The organism is Parasphingomonas halimpatiens, from assembly GCF_036663795.1.
Classification (GTDB): Bacteria; Pseudomonadota; Alphaproteobacteria; order Sphingomonadales; family Sphingomonadaceae; genus Sphingomonas.
In genome coordinates this window covers 42421-62282 of the sequence record NZ_JAXOJP010000022.1, presented here as the reverse complement: position 1 = coordinate 62282, position 19862 = coordinate 42421, and the positions used below count along the sequence as shown (strand labels likewise).

General features: G+C 68.2%; 13 protein-coding genes. 9 read left to right on the top strand and 4 right to left on the bottom strand.

The window, feature by feature from the left end; translation table 11 throughout:
• Positions 1–36: 36 nt before the first annotated feature.
• From U1839_RS18745 to U1839_RS18730, 4 genes are read left to right on the top strand one after another with little or no spacing between them, the layout of a single operon-like run.
• Positions 37–1170, top strand: coding sequence for a fumarylacetoacetate hydrolase family protein (locus U1839_RS18745; RefSeq protein WP_332805100.1), 1134 nt, complete (start codon positions 37–39; stop codon positions 1168–1170).
• Positions 1171–1175: 5 nt separating this feature from the next.
• The gene (gene xylB / locus U1839_RS18740; protein ID WP_332805118.1) at positions 1176–1943 is read left to right on the top strand and encodes a D-xylose 1-dehydrogenase; all 768 of its coding nucleotides are present in this window, start codon (positions 1176–1178) and stop codon (positions 1941–1943) included.
• 3 nt (positions 1944–1946) lie between these two features.
• Positions 1947–2813: an SMP-30/gluconolactonase/LRE family protein gene (locus U1839_RS18735; RefSeq protein ID WP_332805099.1), complete on the top strand. Its 867-nt coding sequence runs from the start codon at positions 1947–1949 to the stop codon at positions 2811–2813.
• Between the two features lie 56 nt (positions 2814–2869).
• Positions 2870–4312: a sugar porter family MFS transporter gene (locus tag U1839_RS18730; RefSeq protein ID WP_443030639.1), complete on the top strand. Its 1443-nt coding sequence runs from the start codon at positions 2870–2872 to the stop codon at positions 4310–4312.
• A 1-nt stretch (position 4313) separates the two neighbouring features.
• Here the strand turns inward: U1839_RS18730 and U1839_RS18725 are convergent, their stop codons facing one another.
• Positions 4314–5405 (bottom strand): LacI family DNA-binding transcriptional regulator, encoded by a 1092-nt coding sequence (locus U1839_RS18725; RefSeq protein WP_332805098.1) that lies wholly within the window; start codon positions 5403–5405, stop codon positions 4314–4316.
• 114 nt (positions 5406–5519) lie between these two features.
• Complete coding sequence (locus U1839_RS18720) at positions 5520–7673, bottom strand: alpha-glucuronidase family glycosyl hydrolase (protein WP_332805097.1); 2154 nt, start codon at positions 7671–7673, stop codon at positions 5520–5522.
• Positions 7674–7827: 154 nt separating this feature from the next.
• Between U1839_RS18720 and U1839_RS18715 the strand changes: the two genes are divergently transcribed.
• The 4 genes from U1839_RS18715 (at position 7828) to U1839_RS18700 (ending at position 15660) form a co-directional block, all read left to right on the top strand.
• Positions 7828–10161, top strand: coding sequence for a glycoside hydrolase family 3 N-terminal domain-containing protein (locus U1839_RS18715; RefSeq protein ID WP_332805096.1), 2334 nt, complete (start codon positions 7828–7830; stop codon positions 10159–10161).
• Positions 10158–12530: a glycoside hydrolase family 3 N-terminal domain-containing protein gene (locus U1839_RS18710; RefSeq protein ID WP_332805095.1), complete on the top strand. Its 2373-nt coding sequence runs from the start codon at positions 10158–10160 to the stop codon at positions 12528–12530. The genes U1839_RS18715 and U1839_RS18710 overlap by 4 nt, the downstream gene beginning before the upstream one ends.
• Positions 12531–12540: 10 nt before the next feature.
• Entirely contained in the window at positions 12541–13752 is a 1212-nt protein-coding gene (gene manD / locus U1839_RS18705; protein WP_332805094.1) for a D-mannonate dehydratase ManD, read from the top strand.
• A 111-nt stretch (positions 13753–13863) separates the two neighbouring features.
• Complete coding sequence (locus tag U1839_RS18700) at positions 13864–15660, top strand: IlvD/Edd family dehydratase (protein ID WP_332805093.1); 1797 nt, start codon at positions 13864–13866, stop codon at positions 15658–15660.
• Positions 15661–15707: 47 nt separating this feature from the next.
• On the opposite strand, the gene U1839_RS18695 is transcribed toward U1839_RS18700, so the two are convergent.
• Together U1839_RS18695 and U1839_RS18690 are read right to left on the bottom strand one after the other, a co-directional pair.
• Positions 15708–16442, bottom strand: a complete 735-nt coding sequence (locus U1839_RS18695) for a FadR/GntR family transcriptional regulator (RefSeq protein WP_332805092.1) — start codon at positions 16440–16442, stop codon at positions 15708–15710.
• A 76-nt stretch (positions 16443–16518) separates the two neighbouring features.
• A complete protein-coding gene (locus U1839_RS18690) occupies positions 16519–18099 on the bottom strand; it encodes an aldehyde dehydrogenase (NADP(+)) (RefSeq protein WP_332805116.1) in 1581 nt (526 codons plus the stop codon).
• 92 nt (positions 18100–18191) lie between these two features.
• Here U1839_RS18690 and U1839_RS18685 point away from each other — a divergent pair, with 92 nt between their 5' ends.
• Positions 18192–19862, top strand: a complete 1671-nt coding sequence (locus U1839_RS18685) for a glycoside hydrolase family 43 protein (protein WP_332805115.1) — start codon at positions 18192–18194, stop codon at positions 19860–19862.

The window sequence follows — 19862 nt, the reverse complement described above, 5'->3', positions numbered from 1 at the left end:
TAGCGCTATCAAGCGTTCAAGTCGAGTGGAGGGGATATGGTGGCCGTTGCCGACGCGAACGCGTCGACGCTACCGGTTGATTGGGTGGCAGGCGCGTTTGTCGGGCGGATGCTGACCGATGACGGGCCCAGTCCGATCCTCGTGCTGGGCGGCCAGACCTTCGACATGTCGCGGGTCGCGCCGACCGTGGCGGCGCTGATCGAGGCCGGGGACTTTTCCGGCGCTGGCGGCATCGCGCTCGGCGCCTTCGACATCAAGACCATCAGACTGCTCAGTCCTGTCGACCTGCAATGCGTCAAGGCGGCCGGCGTGACCTTCGCGGTGTCGGCGATCGAGCGCGTCATCGAGGAGCGTGCGCGCGGCGACTGGTCGGCGGCGTCGGCGATCCGGGCGCGGCTCGAAGCGCGCGTCGGCGGATCGATCCGCTCGGTCGTACCGGGATCGCCCGCAGCGGCGGCGCTCAAACGGGCGCTGATCGAGGACGGTTTGTGGTCGCAATATCTCGAGGTGGCGATCGGCCCCGACGCTGAGGTCTTCACCAAGGCGCCGGTGCTCGCCAGCCTCGGCGCCGATGCCGATATCGGCATCCGCTCGGATTCGACCTGGAACAACCCGGAGCCGGAAATCGCGCTGCTGGTCGATTCGCGGGGGCAGGCGGTTGGCGCGACGCTGGGCAACGACGTCAATTTGCGCGACTTCGAGGGGCGCTCGGCGCTGCTGCTGGGCAAGGCCAAGGACAATAATGCGTCGTGTGCGCTCGGGCCGCTGGTCCGCCTGTTCGACGACGGCTTCACGCTCGACGATGTGCGCCATGCCGAGGTGCGGCTGCGTATCGATGGCGAGGACGGCTATGAACTGGATGGCGTGAGCAACATGGCCGAGATCAGCCGCGACCCGCTCGACCTGGTGCGCCAGACGCTGAGCGAGCATCAATATCCCGATGGCTTCGTGCTGTTTCTCGGCACGCTGTTTGCGCCGGTGCAGGATCGCGACGAGCCGGGGCGTGGCTTCACCCACAAGATCGGCGACCGGGTGACGATCGAAAGCGCGCGGCTCGGCCGGCTGGTCAACCGCGTGACGACGTCGCGCGACGCCGACCCCTGGGCGTTCGGCATCGGCGCGCTGATGGCCAATCTCGCGCGGCGCGGCCTGCTGGAGACGATCAAGTGACGGCGATGGCAGTGATCGAAGAACGCCGCGCCCGCGCCAGCTATCCCAGCCTTGCCGGCAAGCGTGTGCTGGTGACCGGCGGTGCGACGGGCATCGGTGCAGGCATGGTCGAGGCGTTCGCGGCGCAGAAGGCGCGGGTCGCATTCATCGACATCGACCAGCAGGCCGGCGAGGCGATCGCGTCGCGCTTCGCGCCGGGCGGCTTCCACGCCTGCGACCTGCGCGATCTGGACTCGCTGGCGGCGACGATCGGGCGGATCGCGGCGGCGATTGGCGGGATCGATATCCTGATCAACAATGCCGCCAATGACGACCGGCACCGGATCGGCGAGGTGACGCCGGCCTATTGGGACGAGCGCATGGCGACCAATTTGCGCCATCTGTTCTTCGCCGCGCAGGCGGTGATCCCGGCGATGAAGGCGGCGGGCGGCGGCGCGATCATCAATTTCGGTTCGATCAGCTGGCATCTCGGCCTGCCCGATCTCGTACTCTACCAGACCGCCAAGGCGGCGATCGAGGGCATGACGCGGAGCATGGCGCGCGATCTTGGCCGCGACGGCATCCGCGTCACGACGATCGTCCCGGGCAATGTCCAGACGCCGCGCCAGGAGCAATGGTATACGCCCGAGGGCGAGAACGAAATCGTCGCGGCGCAGTGCCTGCCGGGGCGGATCCAGCCGGCCGACGTTGCCGCCCTTGCGCTGTTCCTGGCATCGGACGATGCACGGATGTGCACGGGGCACGAATATTTCGTCGATGCAGGGTGGCGGTAAATCATGGCTGACAATGTCCATTCGGTAGCGAACGTCGCCGCGACGCTCGGCGAGGGCGCATTGTGGTTCGGCGACGCGGTGTGGTTCGTCGATATCAAGGGCCAGCGCGTCTATCGCTTCGACCCGGTGGGCGGGCAGCTGCGCCACTGGGATACGCAGGCGCAGGTCGGCTGGGTGCTGCCAGCGGCGAAGGGCGGGATGATCGTCGGGCTGCAGACCGGGCTGTTTCGTTTCGATCCCGAGGCCGGCAGCTTCGCGCTGCTGCATCATCCCGAACCCGACCAGCCGGGCAATCGCCTCAACGATGCGACCACCGATGCGCGCGGGCGGCTGTGGTTCGGCAGCATGGACAATGGCGAGAGCAAGGTGACCGGACGGCTATATCGCTGCGCCGACGGCACCTGCGTCGATACCGGCCTGCCGGCGGTCGCGATCACCAATGGCCCCGCGGTCAGCGCGGATGCCCGGACGCTCTACCATACCGACACGCTCGGCAAGGTCATCTGGCGCGTGCCGGTGCATGACGACGGGTCGCTGGGCAAGCCCGTGGCGCATGTCACGATCGAGGAAGGCGCCGGCTATCCCGACGGCACCGTGATCGATGCCGAGGGTTGCCTGTGGACCGCGCTTTATGCCGGCTGGGGCATGCGGCGCTACGATCCGGCGGGCAAGCTCGTGCGCACGGTGCATTTCCCCGTCGCCAATGTGACCAAGATGACCTTTGGCGGCCCCGGGCTGCGCACCGCCTATGCGACGACGGCACGCAAGGGGTTGAGCGAAAGCGAGCTGCGCGCCCAGCCCCAGGCCGGCGACCTGTTCGCCTTTGACCCTGGTGTCGCGGGGTTGCCGGTCACGCCGGCGAAGGTCTGAACGAGAACAAGAAAACTAAAAACGAAAAACGAGAAAATACAGGAGCGGGTGAGACGATGACAACGGCAACACCAACAAGTTCGGCGCCCGGTTCGGCGGGGGCCACCACGGCGCGGGTCAACATGGCCTTCATTGCGTTGATCGTCGCGGTGGCGACGATCGGCGGCTTCATGTTCGGCTATGACAGCGGCGTGATCAACGGCACGCAGGAGGGGCTGGAAAAGACCTTCGACCTGTCGAAGCTCGGCACCGGATTGAATGTCGGCGCGATCCTGCTCGGCTGCGCCGCCGGCGCGTTCATCGCCGGTCGCCTTGCCGACATGATCGGGCGGCGCGGGGTGATGATGATCGCCGCCGTGCTGTTCGTCGGCAGCGCGCTCGGCGCGGGCGCGGCGACCTCCTCGGTGATGTTCATCGTCGCGCGGATCATCGGCGGTCTCGGCGTCGGCGCGGCGAGCGTGCTCGCGCCGGTCTATATCAGCGAGGTCGTGCCGGCGAACATTCGCGGTCGCCTGTCGAGCGTCCAGCAGATCATGATCATTACCGGGCTGACCGGCGCATTCTTCGCCAATTACGCGCTCGCGCACAGCGCCGGCGGATCGACGCGCGATCTGTGGCTGGATTATCCGGCGTGGCGCTGGATGTTCTGGCTGCAGGTCATCCCGGCCTTGATCTATCTCTTCACATTGCTGCTCATCCCGGAAAGCCCGCGCTATCTCGTGCTCAAGGGCCGCGATGCCGAGGCCGAGGTCGTGCTGACCAAGCTGTTCGGCGCCGTGCACGCCCGCGAGAAGGTCGCGGAAATCCGCAGCAGCCTCGCCGCCGACCATCACCGCCCCAAACTCTCCGATCTGCTCGACGCCGGCGGCAAGGTCCGCCCGATCGTCTGGGCGGGGATCGGCCTCGCCGTGTTCCAGCAACTCGTCGGCATCAACATCGTCTTCTATTATGGTGCGGTGCTGTGGCGTTCGGTCGGTTTCAGCGAGGACGACGCGCTGATCATCAACATCATTTCCGGGCTGGTTTCGATCGGCGCCTGCGTGCTGACGATCTTCACCGTCGACCGCATCGGCCGCAAGCCGCTGCTGCTGATCGGTTCGTGCGGCATGGCGATTACGCTGGCGCTGATGGCCTATGCCTTTTCGACCGCGACGATGAGCGATGGCGGGCTGCACATGACGCCGGGCATCGGCAAGCTCGCCTTCGGCAGCGCGCTTGCCTATTCCGCTTTGTTCAACCTCAGCTGGGGCCCGATTATGTGGGTCATGCTGGGCGAGATGTTCCCGACGCAGATCCGCGGTTCGGGGCTGGCGGTGTCGGGATTCGCGCAATGGGGCGCGAATTTCGGGATCAGCGTCAGCTTCCCGTGGCTGGCGGCGAATATCGGACTGCCGATCACCTATGGATTCTACGCCGCCAGCGCGTTCGTCTCGTTCTTCTTCGTCAAGGCGCTGGTCAACGAGACGCGCGGCCGCGAACTCGAGGACATGCCGGGCTGAGTTATCGCGGCGTCCGCGCGCGCTGCGTCGCCGGGCGGCGGCGCGGCGCGGCGTCGGACTGGCGGCGGATCAGCGTATAGGCGGCGAGCACGTGCGGCTCGCCGATATCGGCCGAACGCCCGGCCTTGGCCATGCGAATGGCGTGGACGAGCAATTCGACCGCGGTGCGCGACATCTCGATGACCGGCTGGCGGATCGTGGTCAGTTCGGGCCAGATCGTTGTCGCCAATACGGTGTCGTCGAAGCCGCATACCGTCAGGTCGCCGGGCACGTCGAGCCCGCGACGGTGTGCGATCGCGACGGCGGCTGCGGCCATGTCGTCGTTGGAGGCGAAGATCGCGGTTGGCGGCGTCTCGAGATCGAGCAGCAGATCGGCGGCGTCGAGCCCCGAGCGATAGGTGAACAGCCCCTGGGCGACGAGTTCGGGCGCGTCCGGCAGCTTCAGATCGGCGAGCGCCGAGCGGTAGCCGGCCAGGCGTTCGGCGCTGGCCGTGTGATCGGGGTTGCCCGTGATGAAGCCGATCCGATGATGCCCGAGTTCGCCGAGATGCCGTGTCATGTCATAGGCGGCCTGGAAGTCGTCGATGCTTACCGACAGTGCCCAGTCGGGCGCGCGGCCGGTGGACACGGCGACGATCGGTACGCCCGCCCGCTCGATCGCGGCAAGCACCTCGGGCGAATCGCTCAGTGGCGGCGGGAGGATGATGCCATCGACCCGGCCCTTGAGCAGATGGTCGATCGCTGCCTGTTCCTGCCCGAGCTCGTCGCACTTCTCGACCACCAGCTGGACATTGCTGCGGCTCGCCTGGTCGAGGCTGCCGACGAGGAACGCGCTGAGATAGGCGAAGCTGGGGTTGGAGTGGAGCAGGCCGATGCGGATCTCCTCGCCGCCGGCGAGCGTCCGCGCGGCAGCGTTGGGCGCGTAGTTGAGCGCGGCGATCGCTGCCTCGACGCGTTCGCGCGTCTCGCGCTTGACGCTTTCATTGGCGTTGATGACGCGCGACACGGTCATCGGCGAGACCCCCGCCTGCCGGGCGACATCAGCAATCGTCGGGACGTTGTGATGCCGCCGCGAGCCGCGAATTTCTTTCATAACGGTCCTTTCCGGACGACGACTATGACCGACCGGTAGGCGGCTGCAAGATGGAGACGCAAGCGCTGATGATCGGAAGCGGATATTTCGTTGCGCATGCGCCAGGCGGCTGGGTCAGGGGTTGCCCGGCGCATAGGCGAAATGTTGCGCCTTGTACCAGGCGAGATCGTGCGCCGGCGGGTGGGCGCCGGGCGGCAGCGCGAGGCCGTTGAGCGACATCCAGTAAGCAAGGCTGGCGTCGCGCCACCAGCGCGCCTCGCGTTCCTGGACGACGAGCAGGGTCGCGGTCTTGGTGAAGCGTTCGGCATCGATCTCCGGCGCCAGCGTGGCCCAGTCGCGGCGCATCTCTGCGACATCCGCCACACCGCGATCATAATGCGCGACCAGCTCGTCCCACAAGGTGCGGCCAGACGCCATGCGATGGTCCCAGGGGAGATGGTGGAACCATAACAGCTCACGTTCCGGCGTGGTCGCGGGATCGGCCAGCAGCCGCGCCACGCCGGCGGCATATTGCGCGATGGCGTTGCTGCCCGTCGCGGTGCGGTCGAAGCCGAGACCGGCCTTGTCGGCGCGGTTGTAATAGGCCGGGTTCCATTCCGGCCGCGCGAGGTCGGAAATCCACGGGCCGGGGCCATAATGGTGGCCCGTCGCCATCTGATGGGCGAGCCCGAGCGGCGTCATGTAATCGACCACTGCTTCGCGAGAGCCCGCCATCATCGCGGCGATACGATCGACCAGCGCCGGGCGCGGGCCGAAGGTCATCGCCGCCCATTCGCGCGCGACCGTATCCGGGGAGATATCGGGGTCCCAGGCGAGGCGCCCAAAGGCGTACCAATTTGCCTGGTTGAAGGTCGAGCCGGTCCAGTCGCGGTCGGTGCCGATATTGGCGACGCCCGCCATGCCGGTCAGCGCGTGGCCATCGAGCGTGCCGTCGACAACCTTCGCGACGGTCGAGTCGGGGCCGCGCGCCAGCGTGTCGCTGCGCAGCGTCTCCGCGAACAATGGCCCGAGATAGGCGAGGTGCGTGGCCTGGCCGAGATATTCCTTGGTGATCTGGAATTCCAGCATCAGCGGCGTGCGCGGCATCGCGCCGAACAGCGGATGAAAGGGTTCGCGCGGCTGGAAATCGATCGCGCCGTTCTTGACCTGCACCAGCACATTGGCGGCGAATTTGCCGTCGAGCGGCTGGAAGTCGTCGAACGCCTGGCGTGCGCGGTCGACCGGATTGTCCTGCGCGTAGACGAAGGCGCGCCAAATCACGACGCCGCCATGCGGCGCGAGCGCGGCGGCGAGCATGTTGGCGCCATCGGCATGATTGCGGGCGTAATCGCGCGGGCCCGGCTGGCCTTCCGAATTGGCCTTGACGAGGAAACCGCCAAAGTCGGGGATGGCGCGGTAGATTTGGTCGGCCTTGGCGCGCCACCAGGCGGCGACCTCCGGATCGAGCGGGTCAGCGGTCTTGAGCCCGCCAAGCTCGATCGGCGCGGTAAAGCGCGCGGTCAGATAGACCTTGATGCCGTAAGGCCGGAAGATGTCGGCGAGCGCGGCGGCCTTGGCGATGTAGGGCGCGGTCAGGCTGTCGGCCTTGGCATTGACGTTGTTGAGCACCGTGCCGTTGATGCCGATCGCGGCATTGGCGCGGGCATAGTCGGTGTAGCGCGGGTCGCGATAATCGGGGAGCGTCCACCAGTCCCACAGCGACTGGCCGGCATAACCTCGCTCGACGCTGCGATCGAGATTGTCCCAGTGATCGAGCACGCGAAGTTTGATCTTCGGTGTCGACAGCAGGTCGACCCCGGCAAGCGCGTGGCCCTGCTGGAGCCAGCGCAGCAAGGCGAAGCTGCCGTAGAGGACGCCGTGATCGGTGTTCCCTGTGATGAGCGTGACGCGTCGGCCATCGAGCGTGAGGGTCCTGACCAGATAACCTTCGTCGCCGAGCCCGGCGATCGGCAAGCGCAGCGCGGCAACCGCGCGGTCGTCGGTCGTCGCCAGCACGACCTTTCTGGTGGCGCGCGCGGGCTGAACGATGGCGGATGAGCCCGATATTCCCGACAGGCCGCGGCGCAGCTCGGCGGCGGCGGCGCGCAATGTCGCGGAATCGCCACGCACGACGACGGCTTGCGCGCGCAACGCGGCGGCCTGCGCCGCGGGTAACGGGCGGTACCGCAGCCAGAGGTCGTAGCCGTCTTCGGCGCAGGCCGGCGTCGCGTTGATGAGGGCAATTGTGGCGACGAGGCTGAGCGATAGCCAGCGAATGATACCGATCATATCCTCATCCTCTGTTCGCCCGGTCGTTGCCGCCATCGCGCTGTCGTGCGGACATTGACAAGCCGTCCGTCGCGAGCGCATGGTAACGCTACCACAACGATGGCATCGTCAGCAATGCCACGTGTCAGACATTGGTCCAGGGGAGGAAACGCGCATGTCCCGCGCCAACGACGTCGCGCTCGCCCCCGACCCGGACCGCGCCGATTCCCCGACCGCCGCCGCCTTCCCGTTTCGCAATCCCAAGCTGGCGGTCGCAGCGCGCGTCGAGGATCTGCTGGGGCGCATGACGGTGGCCGAAAAGATCGCCCAGATCGGTTGCGTGTGGCTGACCAAGACGGCGATCTTCGACGACAAGCTCGAACTCGACCCCGCCAAACTGCCGGCCGTCCACCCGCATGGCATCGGGCAATTCGCGCGCCCGTCGGACGCGAACGGAGCGGTCAGCCCGCGTGTGGTGCCAGGGCGCGACGTGCAGCGGACGATCGCGCTGGTCAACGCGCTGCAGCACTGGGCGGTCGAGCGGACCAGGCTCGGCATCCCGATCCTGTTCCACGAGGAGGGGCTGCACGGTTACGCCGCGCTCGGCGCGACCAGTTTTCCGCAAGCGATCGCGCTGGCCTCGTCATGGGACCCGGCATTGGTGCGATCGATCAACGCGGTCGTCGCGCAGGAAATCAGCGCGCGCGGCGTCAGCCTCGCGCTGTCGCCGGTGGTCGACGTCGCGCGCGACCCGCGCTGGGGGCGGATCGAGGAGACCTTCGGCGAGGATCCCTATCTCTGCGGCGAGCTGGGCGTGGCGGCGGTCGAGGGGTTGCAGGGGACGAGCGCCACGCTTGCGCCGGGCAAGGTGTTCGCGACGCTCAAGCATCTGACCGGGCATGGCGCGCCGCAGAGCGGCACCAATGTCGGGCCGGCGCCGCTGTCGGAGCGCGAACTGCGCGAGCGCTTCTTTCCGCCGTTCGAACAGGTGGTGAAGCGCACCGCGATCTCGGCGGTGATGGCATCGTATAACGAGATCGACGGCATCCCCAGCCACGCCAATGTCTGGTTGCTGCGGGGCGTGCTGCGCGGTGAGTGGGGCTATCAGGGCGCGGTGGTCAGCGACTATTTCGCGATCGACCAGCTCCACGATCTGCATCATGTCGCGGCTGACTTGCCCGGCGCCGCGTCGCTGGCATTGGCCGCCGGGGTCGATTGCGACCTGCCCGATGGCGGCTCCTACGGCACGCTGGAAGCGGCGGTGCGCGGCGGGCGCGTGCCGGAAAGCGCGATCGACGCGGCGGTGCGGCGGATGCTCGCGCTCAAGTTTCGCGCCGGGCTGTTCGAAAATCCCTATCGCGATGTCGCGACGGCGATCGCCGCGACCAACACGGCCGCCGCGCGTGATCTGGCGCGCGTCGCCGCCGAACGCACCGCCGTGCTGCTCAAGAATGATGGCATGCTGCCGCTCAGGCCCGAGGGCACCATCGCCGTGATCGGGCCGAGCGCGGCGGTGGCGCGGCTCGGTGGCTATTATGGCCAGCCGCCGCACAGCGTATCGTTGCTCGAGGGGATGCGCGCGCGCGCCGGCACGGCGGCGACGATCGTCTTCGCGCAGGGTGTGAAGATTACCGAGAATGACGACTGGTGGGCCGATGAGGTCAGGCTGGCCGATTCCGCCGCCAATCGCCGGCTGATCGAGGAGGCAGTCGCGGTCGCACGCGGCGCCGACCGGATCGTGCTCACGCTGGGCGATACCGAGCAGACCAGCCGCGAGGCCTGGGCCGACAGCCATCTCGGCGACCGCGCCAGCCTCGATCTGGTCGGCGAGCAGCAGCAATTGTTCGATGCGCTGAAGGTGCTCGGCAAGCCGATCACCGTCATCCTGATCAACGGCCGGCCGGCCTCGACCGTGACGATCGCCGCGCAGGCCAACGCGCTGATCGAAGCGTGGTATCCGGGCGAGCAGGGCGGCACCGCGCTGGCGCGGCTGCTGTTCGGCGACGCCAATCCCGGCGGCAAGCTGCCGGTGACGATCCCGCGCGACGTCGGCCAATTGCCGCTGACCTATGACCGCAAGCCGTCGCAGGGGCGCGGTTACCTGTTTGCCGACTGCGCGCCGTTGTTCCCGTTCGGCTGGGGGCTCAGCTACACCCGCTTCGCGCTGTCGGCGCCGCGGTTATCGGCATCGTCGATCGGTCCGTGCGCGGGGGTCGATGTGTCGGTCGATGTGGCCAATGTCGGGTCGCGCGCGGGCGACGAGACGGTCCAGCTCTATGTGCGCGACATGGTGTCGTCGGTCACGCGGCCGATCAGGGAGCTCAAGGGCTTTCGCCGCGTCACGCTCGCGCCGGGCGAGCGCCGCACCGTCACCCTGCGCCTTACGCCAGAGAGTCTTCAGATGTGGAACGATCATATGCAACGCGTCGTCGAGCCCGGGGATTTCGAGATCATGACCGGTCCCAATTCGGTCGAGCTGCAAAGCGCGATGCTGACGGTGACGGCATGACCAGTCGTCGCGATTTCCTGCGCTGGATGGGCTCGACCTCGGTGCTCGCGCTGGCGCCCGGCATGGCGATGGCGGCGGCGGGGCCACTCTACAAGGACCCGCGCGCGCCGATCGACCTGCGCGTCAACGACCTGATGGGGCGGATGACGCTCGACGAGAAGGTCGCGCAGCTGATCACGCTGTCAACCACCAAGCGCGACGTGATGGACGCGGCGCGCGCCTTCGATCCCGCGCTCGCCGACCAGGCCTATCCGCACGGCATCGGCCAGATCGCACGGCCGTCCGATCGCGGCGGTGCGGCGACCGCGACCAACACTGCCGCCGACGTCACCGGGCGCTGGCGCAAGCCCGCCGATACCATCGCCTTCGTCAATACAGCGCAGCGCTGGGCGCGCGAGCGCACGCGGCTGGGCATCCCGATCCTGTTCCACGAGGAAGCGCTGCACGGCTATATGGCGCCCGAGGCGACGAGCTTCCCCCAGGCGATTGCGCTGGCCGGCAGTTTCGACCGCGATCTCGTGCAGCGCGTCAATGCGGTGACCGCGCGCGAGGTGCGCGCGCACGGCACCGTGCTGGCGCTGTCGCCGGTGGTCGATATCGCGCGCGACCCGCGCTGGGGGCGGATCGAGGAGACCTTCGGCGAGGATCCCTATTTGTGCGGCGAGATGGGCGTCGCGGCGGTCACCGGCTTGCAGGGCACGGGCAAGACGCTCGCCCCGGGCAAGGTGTTTGCGACGCTGAAGCACATGACCGGGCACGGTCAGCCAATGGCGGGCAACAATGTCGCGCCGGCACCGATCGGCCAGCGCGAATTGCGCAGCGCCTTCTTCCCGCCGTTCCGCGCGGTCGTCAGCCGCACCGATATCGGCGCGGTGATGCCGTCGTACAACGAGATCGACGGCGTCCCGAGCCATGCCAATAATTGGCTGCTGCACGATGTGCTGCGCGGAGAATGGGGTTTCGACGGTGCGGTCGTGTCCGATTATGCCGCGATCGGCGAACTGGCCTCGTTTCACCACATCGCCGCCGACAATGATGGGGCGGCGCACCGCGCGCTGCTCGCCGGGGTCGATTGCGACCTGCCCGACGGGCGCGCCTATCGCGGGCTGGGCGATGCGGTGCGCGCCGGCAAGGTGCCGGTTGCGCTGGTCGATGCCGCCTGCCGGCGGATGCTGACGCTCAAATTTCGTGCCGGGCTGTTCGAGGCCGGGGAGGCCGATGCGGTGGCGGCAGCGTCGCTCACCGCCAATGCAGAGGCGCGCGCGCTGGCGCTGGAGGCAGCGCGGCGCTCGATCGCGCTGTTGGTCAATGACGGCACGCTGCCGCTGACGCCGGGCGCGCACCGCCGCGTGGCGGTGATCGGCCCCAACGCTGCCGTCGCGCGGCTGGGGGGGTATTCGTCGATTCCGCGCAGCACCGTGGCGCTGCTCGACGGCGTGCGCGCGCGCCTCGCCGGCAAGGCCGAGGTACTTCATGCCCAGGGCGTGTTCATCACGCAGAGCGAGGATCGTTCGGCCAATGAGGTGCTGCTCGCCGATCCCGCGCGGAACCGCCAGCTGATCGCCGAGGCGGTGGCGGTCGCGCAACGCGCCGACATCGTCCTGCTGGCGATCGGCGATACCGAGCAGACCAGCCGCGAGGGTTATGCACCGAACCATCTCGGCGACCGCACCGACCTCGACTTGCTCGGCGAGCAGAATGCGCTGTTCGAGGCGGTGAAGGCGACGGGCAAGTCGGTCGTCGTGCTGGCGATCAACGGCCGGCCGCCGTCATGGCCGCGCATCGCAAGCGGCGCGAACGCGCTGCTCGAATGCTGGTATGCCGGCCAGGAAGGCGGCACCGCGATGGCGGAGATATTGTTCGGCGACGTCAATCCCGGCGCCAAGCTGCCAGTGACGGTGGTGCGCGATGTCGGGCAGGTGCCGTTCTTCTACAACCACAAGCCCTCGGCGCGGCGCGGTTATCTGTTCGACGACAAGGCGCCGTTGTTCGCCTTCGGCCATGGCCTCAGCTACACCCGCTTCACCGTCGGCGAACCGCGCCTGTCGGCGCCGCGCATCGCGGTCGGCGGGACGGTGACGGTCGAGGTTGACGTGGCCAATGTCGGCGCGCGCGCCGGTGACGAGGTCGTCCAGCTCTATATCCGCGACCAGGTCTCGTCGGTGACGCGGCCGGTGCTCGAGCTCAAGGCGTTCGAACGCGTCACCCTGGCGCCCGGCGCGCGGCGGACGGTGCGCTTCACGCTTGGCCCCGCGGCGTTCGCGCTGTGGAATGCGGCGATGGAGGAAGTCGTCGAACCCGGCTTGTTCGATATCATGGCCGGGCCAAGTTCGGCGGCGCTAAAAACCGCCGTGCTCGAAATCGCCTGAGGGACTCGCCATGCCGAAGATCGTTTCCGCCCGTGTCATCGTGACCTGTCCGGGGCGCAATTTCGTCACGCTCAAGATCGTCTGCGACGACGGCACCACGGGGGTCGGTGATGCGACGCTCAACGGGCGCGAACTGGCGGTCGCCAGCTATCTCAGCGAACATGTCGTGCCGTGCCTGATCGGGCGCGACGCGCACCGCATCGAGGACATCTGGCAATATCTCTACAAGGGCGCCTATTGGCGGCGCGGGCCGGTGACGATGACGGCGATCGCCGCGGTCGACACCGCCTTGTGGGACATCAAGGGCAAGATCGCCGGGCTGCCGCTCTACCAGCTGCTCGGCGGCGCGTCGCGCGAAGGCGTGATGGTCTATGGCCATGCCAATGGCGTGTCGATCGACGAGACGGTCGCGGTGGCGCGCGACTATCAGCAGCAAGGCTATAAGGCGATCCGCCTGCAATGCGGCGTGCCGGGCATGGCCTCGACCTATGGCGTGTCGAAGGACCGCTATTTCTACGAGCCGGCCGATGCCGACCTGCCGAGCGAGAATGTCTGGTCGACGAGCAAATATCTGCGCGTCGTGCCCGAGCTGTTCAAGGCGGCGCGCGAGGCGCTGGGCTGGGATGTGCATCTGCTGCACGATATCCACCACCGGCTGACGCCGATCGAGGCCGGGCGGCTCGGCAAGGACCTCGAACCCTATCGTCCGTTCTGGCTGGAGGATGCGACGCCGGCCGAGAATCAGGACGCCTTCCGGCTGATCCGCCAGCACACCACCACACCGCTCGCGGTGGGCGAGATCTTCAACTCGATCTGGGACGCCAAGGGGCTGATCGAGAACCAGCTGATCGATTATATCCGCGCGACCGTCGTCCATGCCGGTGGCATCACGCATCTGCGCCGCATCGCCGCGCTCGCCGATCTCTACCAGATTCGCACGGGCTGCCATGGCGCGACCGACCTGTCGCCGGTGTGTATGGCCGCCGCACTGCATTTCGGCCTGTCGGTGCCCAATTTCGGCGTGCAGGAATATATGCGCCACACGCCCGAGACCGACGCGGTCTTCCCGCATGCCTATTCCTTCGCCGACGGCATGATGCACCCCGGCGACGCGCCCGGGCTGGGGGTCGATATCGACGAAGAACTGGCCGCGACCTATGAATATAGCCGCGCCTTCCTGCCGGTGAACCGACTCGAGGACGGCACTATGTGGAGTTGGTGAGGGTTACGCGCGCGGTGTCGTGCGCGAGACCACATCGTGAGGCGATGTTTCATTGATCTCTTAATTGTCTGAGTATATGCGCGGCGTAAGACGTCAAGCCGGAGTCCGTGAATGTCCGAATCTGCCAGACCCCGACTCCGCAGCCGTGCGTGGTTCGACAACCCCGACAATATCGACATGACCGCGCTCTATCTCGAGCGATATCTCAATTTCGGGCTGAGCCTCGAGGAACTGCAATCGGGCAAGCCGATCATCGGCATCGCGCAGACCGGCTCGGATCTGTCGCCGTGCAACCGCCATCACCTCGTCCTCGCCGAGCGCGTGCGTGAGGGCATCAGGGAAGCCGGCGGGATCGCGATCGAGTTCCCGGTCCATCCGATCCAGGAAACGGGCAAGCGGCCCACCGCCGGCCTCGATCGCAACCTTGCCTATCTCGGGCTGGTCGAGACGCTCTACGGCTATCCGCTCGACGGCGTGGTACTGACGATCGGCTGCGACAAGACCACGCCGGCCTGCCTGATGGCGGCGGCGACGGTGAACATCCCCGCGATCGCGCTGTCGGTCGGCCCGATGCTCAACGGTTGGCACAAGGGCGAGCGCACCGGATCGGGCACGATCGTGTGGAAGGCGCGTCAGCTGCTCGCGGCGGGCGAAATCGACGATGCCGAATTCATCCGGCTCGTTGCCTCGTCGGCGCCCTCGACCGGCTATTGCAACACCATGGGTACCGCGACGACGATGAACTCGCTGTGCGAAGCGCTCGGCATGTCGCTGCCCGGCTCGGCCGCAATCCCCGCACCCTATCGCGACCGCCAGGAGGTCGCCTGGCGCACCGGCAAGCGCATCGTCGCGATGGTCGCGGAGGACCTCAAGCCTTCCGACATTCTGACGCACGACGCTTTTCTCAACGCCATCGCCGTCAATTCGGCGATCGGCGGCTCGACCAACGCGCCGATCCATCTCACCGCGATCGCGCGCCATGTCGGCGTCGATGTGCCGTTGCAGACCTGGCAGACGCATGGGCTCGACATTCCGCTGCTCGTCAATCTGCAACCGGCGGGCGAATATCTCGGCGAGGATTTCTACCGTGCCGGCGGGGTCCCGGCGGTCGTCGCGCAATTGATGCAGCAGGGCATGATCGCCGAGGGTGCGATGACGGTCAACGCGGCGACGATCGGCGACAATTGCCGCGACGTCGCGATCGAGGACGAAAAGGTCATTCGTCCGTTCGGCGACCCGCTGATGGCCGCCGCCGGCTTCGTCGTGCTGACGGGCAATCTGTTCGACAGCGCCATCATGAAAACCAGCGTGATATCGCCCGAGTTTCGCGCGCGTTATCTTGCGACGCCGGGCGATCCCGATGCGTTCGAGGGGCCGGTGATGGTGTTCGACGGACCGGAGGATTATCACGCGCGGATCGACGATCCCGCAACCGGCATCACCGCGGGCACGCTGCTGGTGATGCGCGGCGCCGGGCCGATCGGCTATCCGGGCGCGGCCGAGGTCGTCAACATGCGGCCGCCGGCGCATCTCATCATGGACGGCGTCCATGCGTTGCCGTGCATCGGCGACGGCCGCCAGTCGGGCACCAGCGGCAGCCCGTCGATCCTCAATGCCTCGCCCGAGGCGGCGGCGGGCGGCGCGCTCGCGCTGCTGCGCAGCGGAGACCGGGTGCGGATCGACCTGCGCCGCGGCACCGCCGATGTGCTGCTCGACGAGGGCGAACTCGCGGCGCGGCGGCAGGCGCTCGAAGCGGCGGGGGGCTTCCGCTATCCCGCGTCGCAGACGCCGTGGCAGGAAATCCAGCGCGCGGTGGTCGGCCAGCTCGGCAGCGGCGCGATCCTCGAAGGTGCCGAGACCTATCAGCGGATCGCCCAGACGCGCGGCCTGCCGCGCGACAATCACTGACGGTCAGGGATTGATGATCAGGCGTTGACGGTCAGGCGCCTGACGCCTCAGGCGCGCAATGCCAGCCCCATGTCGGCGAGCGCGAGGCGCAGCAACTCGGCCATGGCGTCACGCGCCGCCTCGGCATCGCCTGCCTCGATCGCCGCGAAAACACGCGCATGGTCGGGCAGTGGATCGCGCGGCAGCGCGCGTTTGCGTTGCTTGAACTGTGTCGTCCAGCGCACCGCGGCGCCGACGCTGCTCGCCAGCGAGGCCAGCGGCGCGTTGTTCGCCGCCGCGAGGATCGCGTGGTGGAAACGCTGATCGGCCGCGCGCCCGCGCTGGTCGGCAAGGCCATGTGCGGCCATTTCGTCCAGCGCCGTCGCGATGGTGGCGAGATCGTCGTCGCTGCGCCGCCGTGCGGCAAAGGCGGCGGCTGCCGGTTCGATCACGCTGCGCAGCTCGAACAGATCGAGGATGAAGCCCGTGTCGGGTTCTCCCTCGAACGCCCAGCCCAGCACATCGGGATCGAGCAGGTTCCAGCGGCTGCGCTGCGTGACGCGCGTGCCCGCCTTGGGCCGGCTTTCGATCAGCCCCTTGGCCGCGAGAATGCGGATCGCCTCGCGATAGGCGGTGCGCGATACGCCGAGCGCCTCGCTCGCCTCGATCTCGCCGCCGAACACGTCGCCGGGCTTGCGCACGCCGCTGACGATCTCGACGCCGATATCGTGCGCGATGGTGCCGTGAATGCGCGGCGAGGGGCTGCGCCGCTCATCGAATACCTTGCCCCCCGCGTTGGTCATCACCCGCGTTCGTAGCCGATCGCCCGCCGGGACGGAAGGCCGGCGCGGCGACCGCCGCGTCGGGCGCGCGCGCCGGTCACCGCGGCGAGGCTTCGCGTACGCCGTCGATCCGCCGCGCGATATCCCAGGGATTGCCATCGCGGATCGCGATCGGCAGCAAGGCGTGCGGTAGGTTCTGGAACGAGACTGGCCGCAGGAAGCGATAGATGGCGAGCGAGCCGACCGAGGTCGTGCGGCCGTCGCTCGTCGCCGGATAGGGACCGCCATGCACCATGGCGTGGCAGACCTCGACACCGGTCGGCCAGCCATTGGCGAGGATCCGCCCGACGCGCTGCGTCAGCGCGGGGATGAGCGTTGCCGCGTCGGCTTCGTCGGCGGCGTCGATCTGCAGCGTGGCGGTCAACTGCCCCTCGAGCCCTAGGATCACGCGTTCGAGTTCGGCGAGGTCGCGGCAGCGCACCACCACCGACGACGCGCCGAACACCTCGTCGCCCAGCGCGCGGTCGGCGAGGAAGGCTGCGGCGTCGGTCTCGAACAGCGCGCCGACCGCCTGGTTGGTGCCGTTGGCGGCGCAGCCGCGCGCCACGGTGCGCACCGCGCCATGGCCGGCGAGCGCTGCGACGCCCTTTTCATAGCTGGCATGGATGCCCGGGGTGAGCATCGTCGTCGCACCGGCGCCGCCCAGCGCCGCGCCGGCGGCCGTGACGAAGGCGTCGAGCGCGGGGCTGTCGATCGCCAGCACGAGCCCGGGATTGGTGCAGAACTGCCCCGACCCCATGGTCAGCGACTGGACGAAGGCGGTGGCGATCGCCGGGCCGCGCGCGGCCAGCGCGGCGGGGAACAGGATGACCGGGTTGATGCTCGACATTTCGGCATAGACCGGGATCGGCTCGGGTCGCGCGGCCGCGATCTTCATCAGCGCCAGCCCGCCGCCGCGCGAGCCGGTGAAGCCGACCGCCTTGACGCGCGGATCGGCAACCAGCGCGGCGCCGAGTTCGTTGGTCTCGCCCGGCAGATAGGAGAAGATGCCGGCGGGCAGGCCGCTTGCGGCAACCGCGCCGGCGAGTGCGCGGGCGACGAGTTCGCCGGTGCCGGGATGCGCGGGGTGGCCCTTGACGATAACCGGGCAGCCCGCCGCCAGGGCAGAGGCGGTGTCGCCACCGGCGACCGAGAAGGCGAGCGGGAAGTTCGACGCGCCGAACACCGCGACCGGACCAAGCGGCAGGTTGAGCCGCCGCAGATCGGGGCGCGGCAGCGGCGCGCGTTCGGGCAGCGCCGGGTCGATCGTCGCGTCGAGCCAGTCGCCTTGGCGGACGATCTGCGCGAACAGCCGCAACTGGCCGATCGTGCGGCCACGCTCGCCCTCCAGCCGTGCGCGCGGCAGGCCGCTTTCGGCCATGGCGCGCTCGATCAGCTCGTCGCCGATCGCGGCGATGCCGTCGGCCATCGCATCGAGCAGCGCGGCGCGGGTTGCCGGATCGGTCGCGGCAAAAATCGGGAAGGCGGCTTCGGCCAGCGTCGCCGCGTCGGCGACGGCATCGCTACCGGCCGACGAAAAGGCCGGCGTCAACAACGCGCCGGTTGCCGGATCGGTCGCGCTGAAGGTCCGGTCGCTGTGGCGCGCCTCGGCCCCGATCAATATCGCTCCGTCGATCACAAAAGTCCCTTTCAAAATAACTCAGACATAATAGGATGGGTCGGCGGCGATCGCAAGGCGCGAGCGACAGCGAAAGGGCAATTTTCGTGGCGATGCAATGGCGAGGGGTGGCGATGTGGCAGGCGATCCTCGGCGCGCTGGGCCTGTTGCTCGCGCTAGCGCCCGTCGCGGCGCAGGCCGCGCCCGCGCGTTTCGACTGGTTCGCCTATCGCGGCTGGGACGGCGACGCGCCCGGCACGGGCAGCTACCGCAATCCGATCCTCGCCGGCTTCTATCCCGATCCGAGCATCGTCCGCGTTGGCCGCGACTATTATCTCGTCAATTCTACCTTTGCCTGGTTCCCCGGCATCCCGGTGTTTCACAGCCGCGACCTGGTCCATTGGCGCCAGATCGGCAATGCGATAGACCGGCCGGGGCTGCTCGACTTCAAGCGGCTCGGCATGTCGCGCGGGGTGTTCGCGCCGGACATCAGCCACCATGCCGGGCGCTTTTTCATCGTCAACACCTGTGTCGATTGTGGCGGCAATTTCGTCATCACGGCGCGCAACCCGGCCGGGCCATGGTCCGACCCGGTATGGCTGCCGAGCGTCGAGGGCATCGATCCGTCGCTGTTCTTCGATCGCGACGGCCGCGCCTGGCTGGTCAACAACCGCGCGCCGGCGGGCGAGGCGCGCTACACCGGGCACCGTGCGCTGTGGATCGAGCAATTCGACCCGGTCGGCCTGAAGATGTTGGGCAATCCGAAGATGATCGTCGATGGCGGCGTGGACCCGGTGCTGAAGCCGATCTGGATCGAGGGGCCGCATCTCTATCGCAAGGACGGCGCCTATTATCTGATCGCGGCGGAGGGCGGCACCGGCCCCGATCACAGCGAGGTCGCGTTTCGCGCCGAGACGGTGGAGGGCCCCTATCTGCCCGCGCCCGCGACGGTGAACCCGATTCTGACGCAGCGCGATCTGCCGGCGGATCGCCGCGATCCGGTGAGCGCCGCCGGGCACGCCAGCCTGGTCGAACTGCCCGATGGCCGCTGGTGGTCGGTGTTTCTGGGCACACGCCCCTATGCCGGGGATTTCTACAATATCGGGCGCGAGACCTTCCTGCTGCCCGTCACCTGGCGCGGCGGCTGGCCGATCATCCTGCCGAAGGGCGCGGTCATCCCCCGCATCGCTGCGGCACCGCCGCTGGCGCGCGGGCGCGGCGATGGCCCGACGACGGGCAGCTTCACGATGCGCGATGGCTTTGAGGGCACGAAGCTCGGCAATGCCTGGATGGCGATGCGCGGCGCGACCTACCGGCTCGTCCAGGGCCAACTCCAGCTCGACCCGGGCGATGGCCTTGGCGATTTCGGTCATCCCGGTTTCGTTGCGCGACGGCAGCAGCATGCCCATGCGATGGTCTCCACTGCGCTCAGCTTTACGCCGGGCGAGGGCGAAAGTGCCGGTCTCGCCGCGGTCCAGAACGACGACTTCTTCCTGACCGTCGCGCTCACCCGGCAGGGCGGCAGGAGCTTCGTCCGCGTCGCGCGGCGTGCCGGTGCCAGCGATCCGCGCAACGGCGTGACGGTCGCGCAACTGCCGCTGGCGCCGCGCGGGCCGATCCGGTTGCGGATTATCGCGCGCGGCGGACGCTATGATTTTGCCTACGCCACGGGCGCGCGCTGGATCTCCGTCGCGCGCGACGTCGACGCGACCAACCTCAGCACGGCAAAAGCGGGCGGGTTCGTCGGCACGATGATCGGCCCCTTCGCCGAACGAACCCGCTGA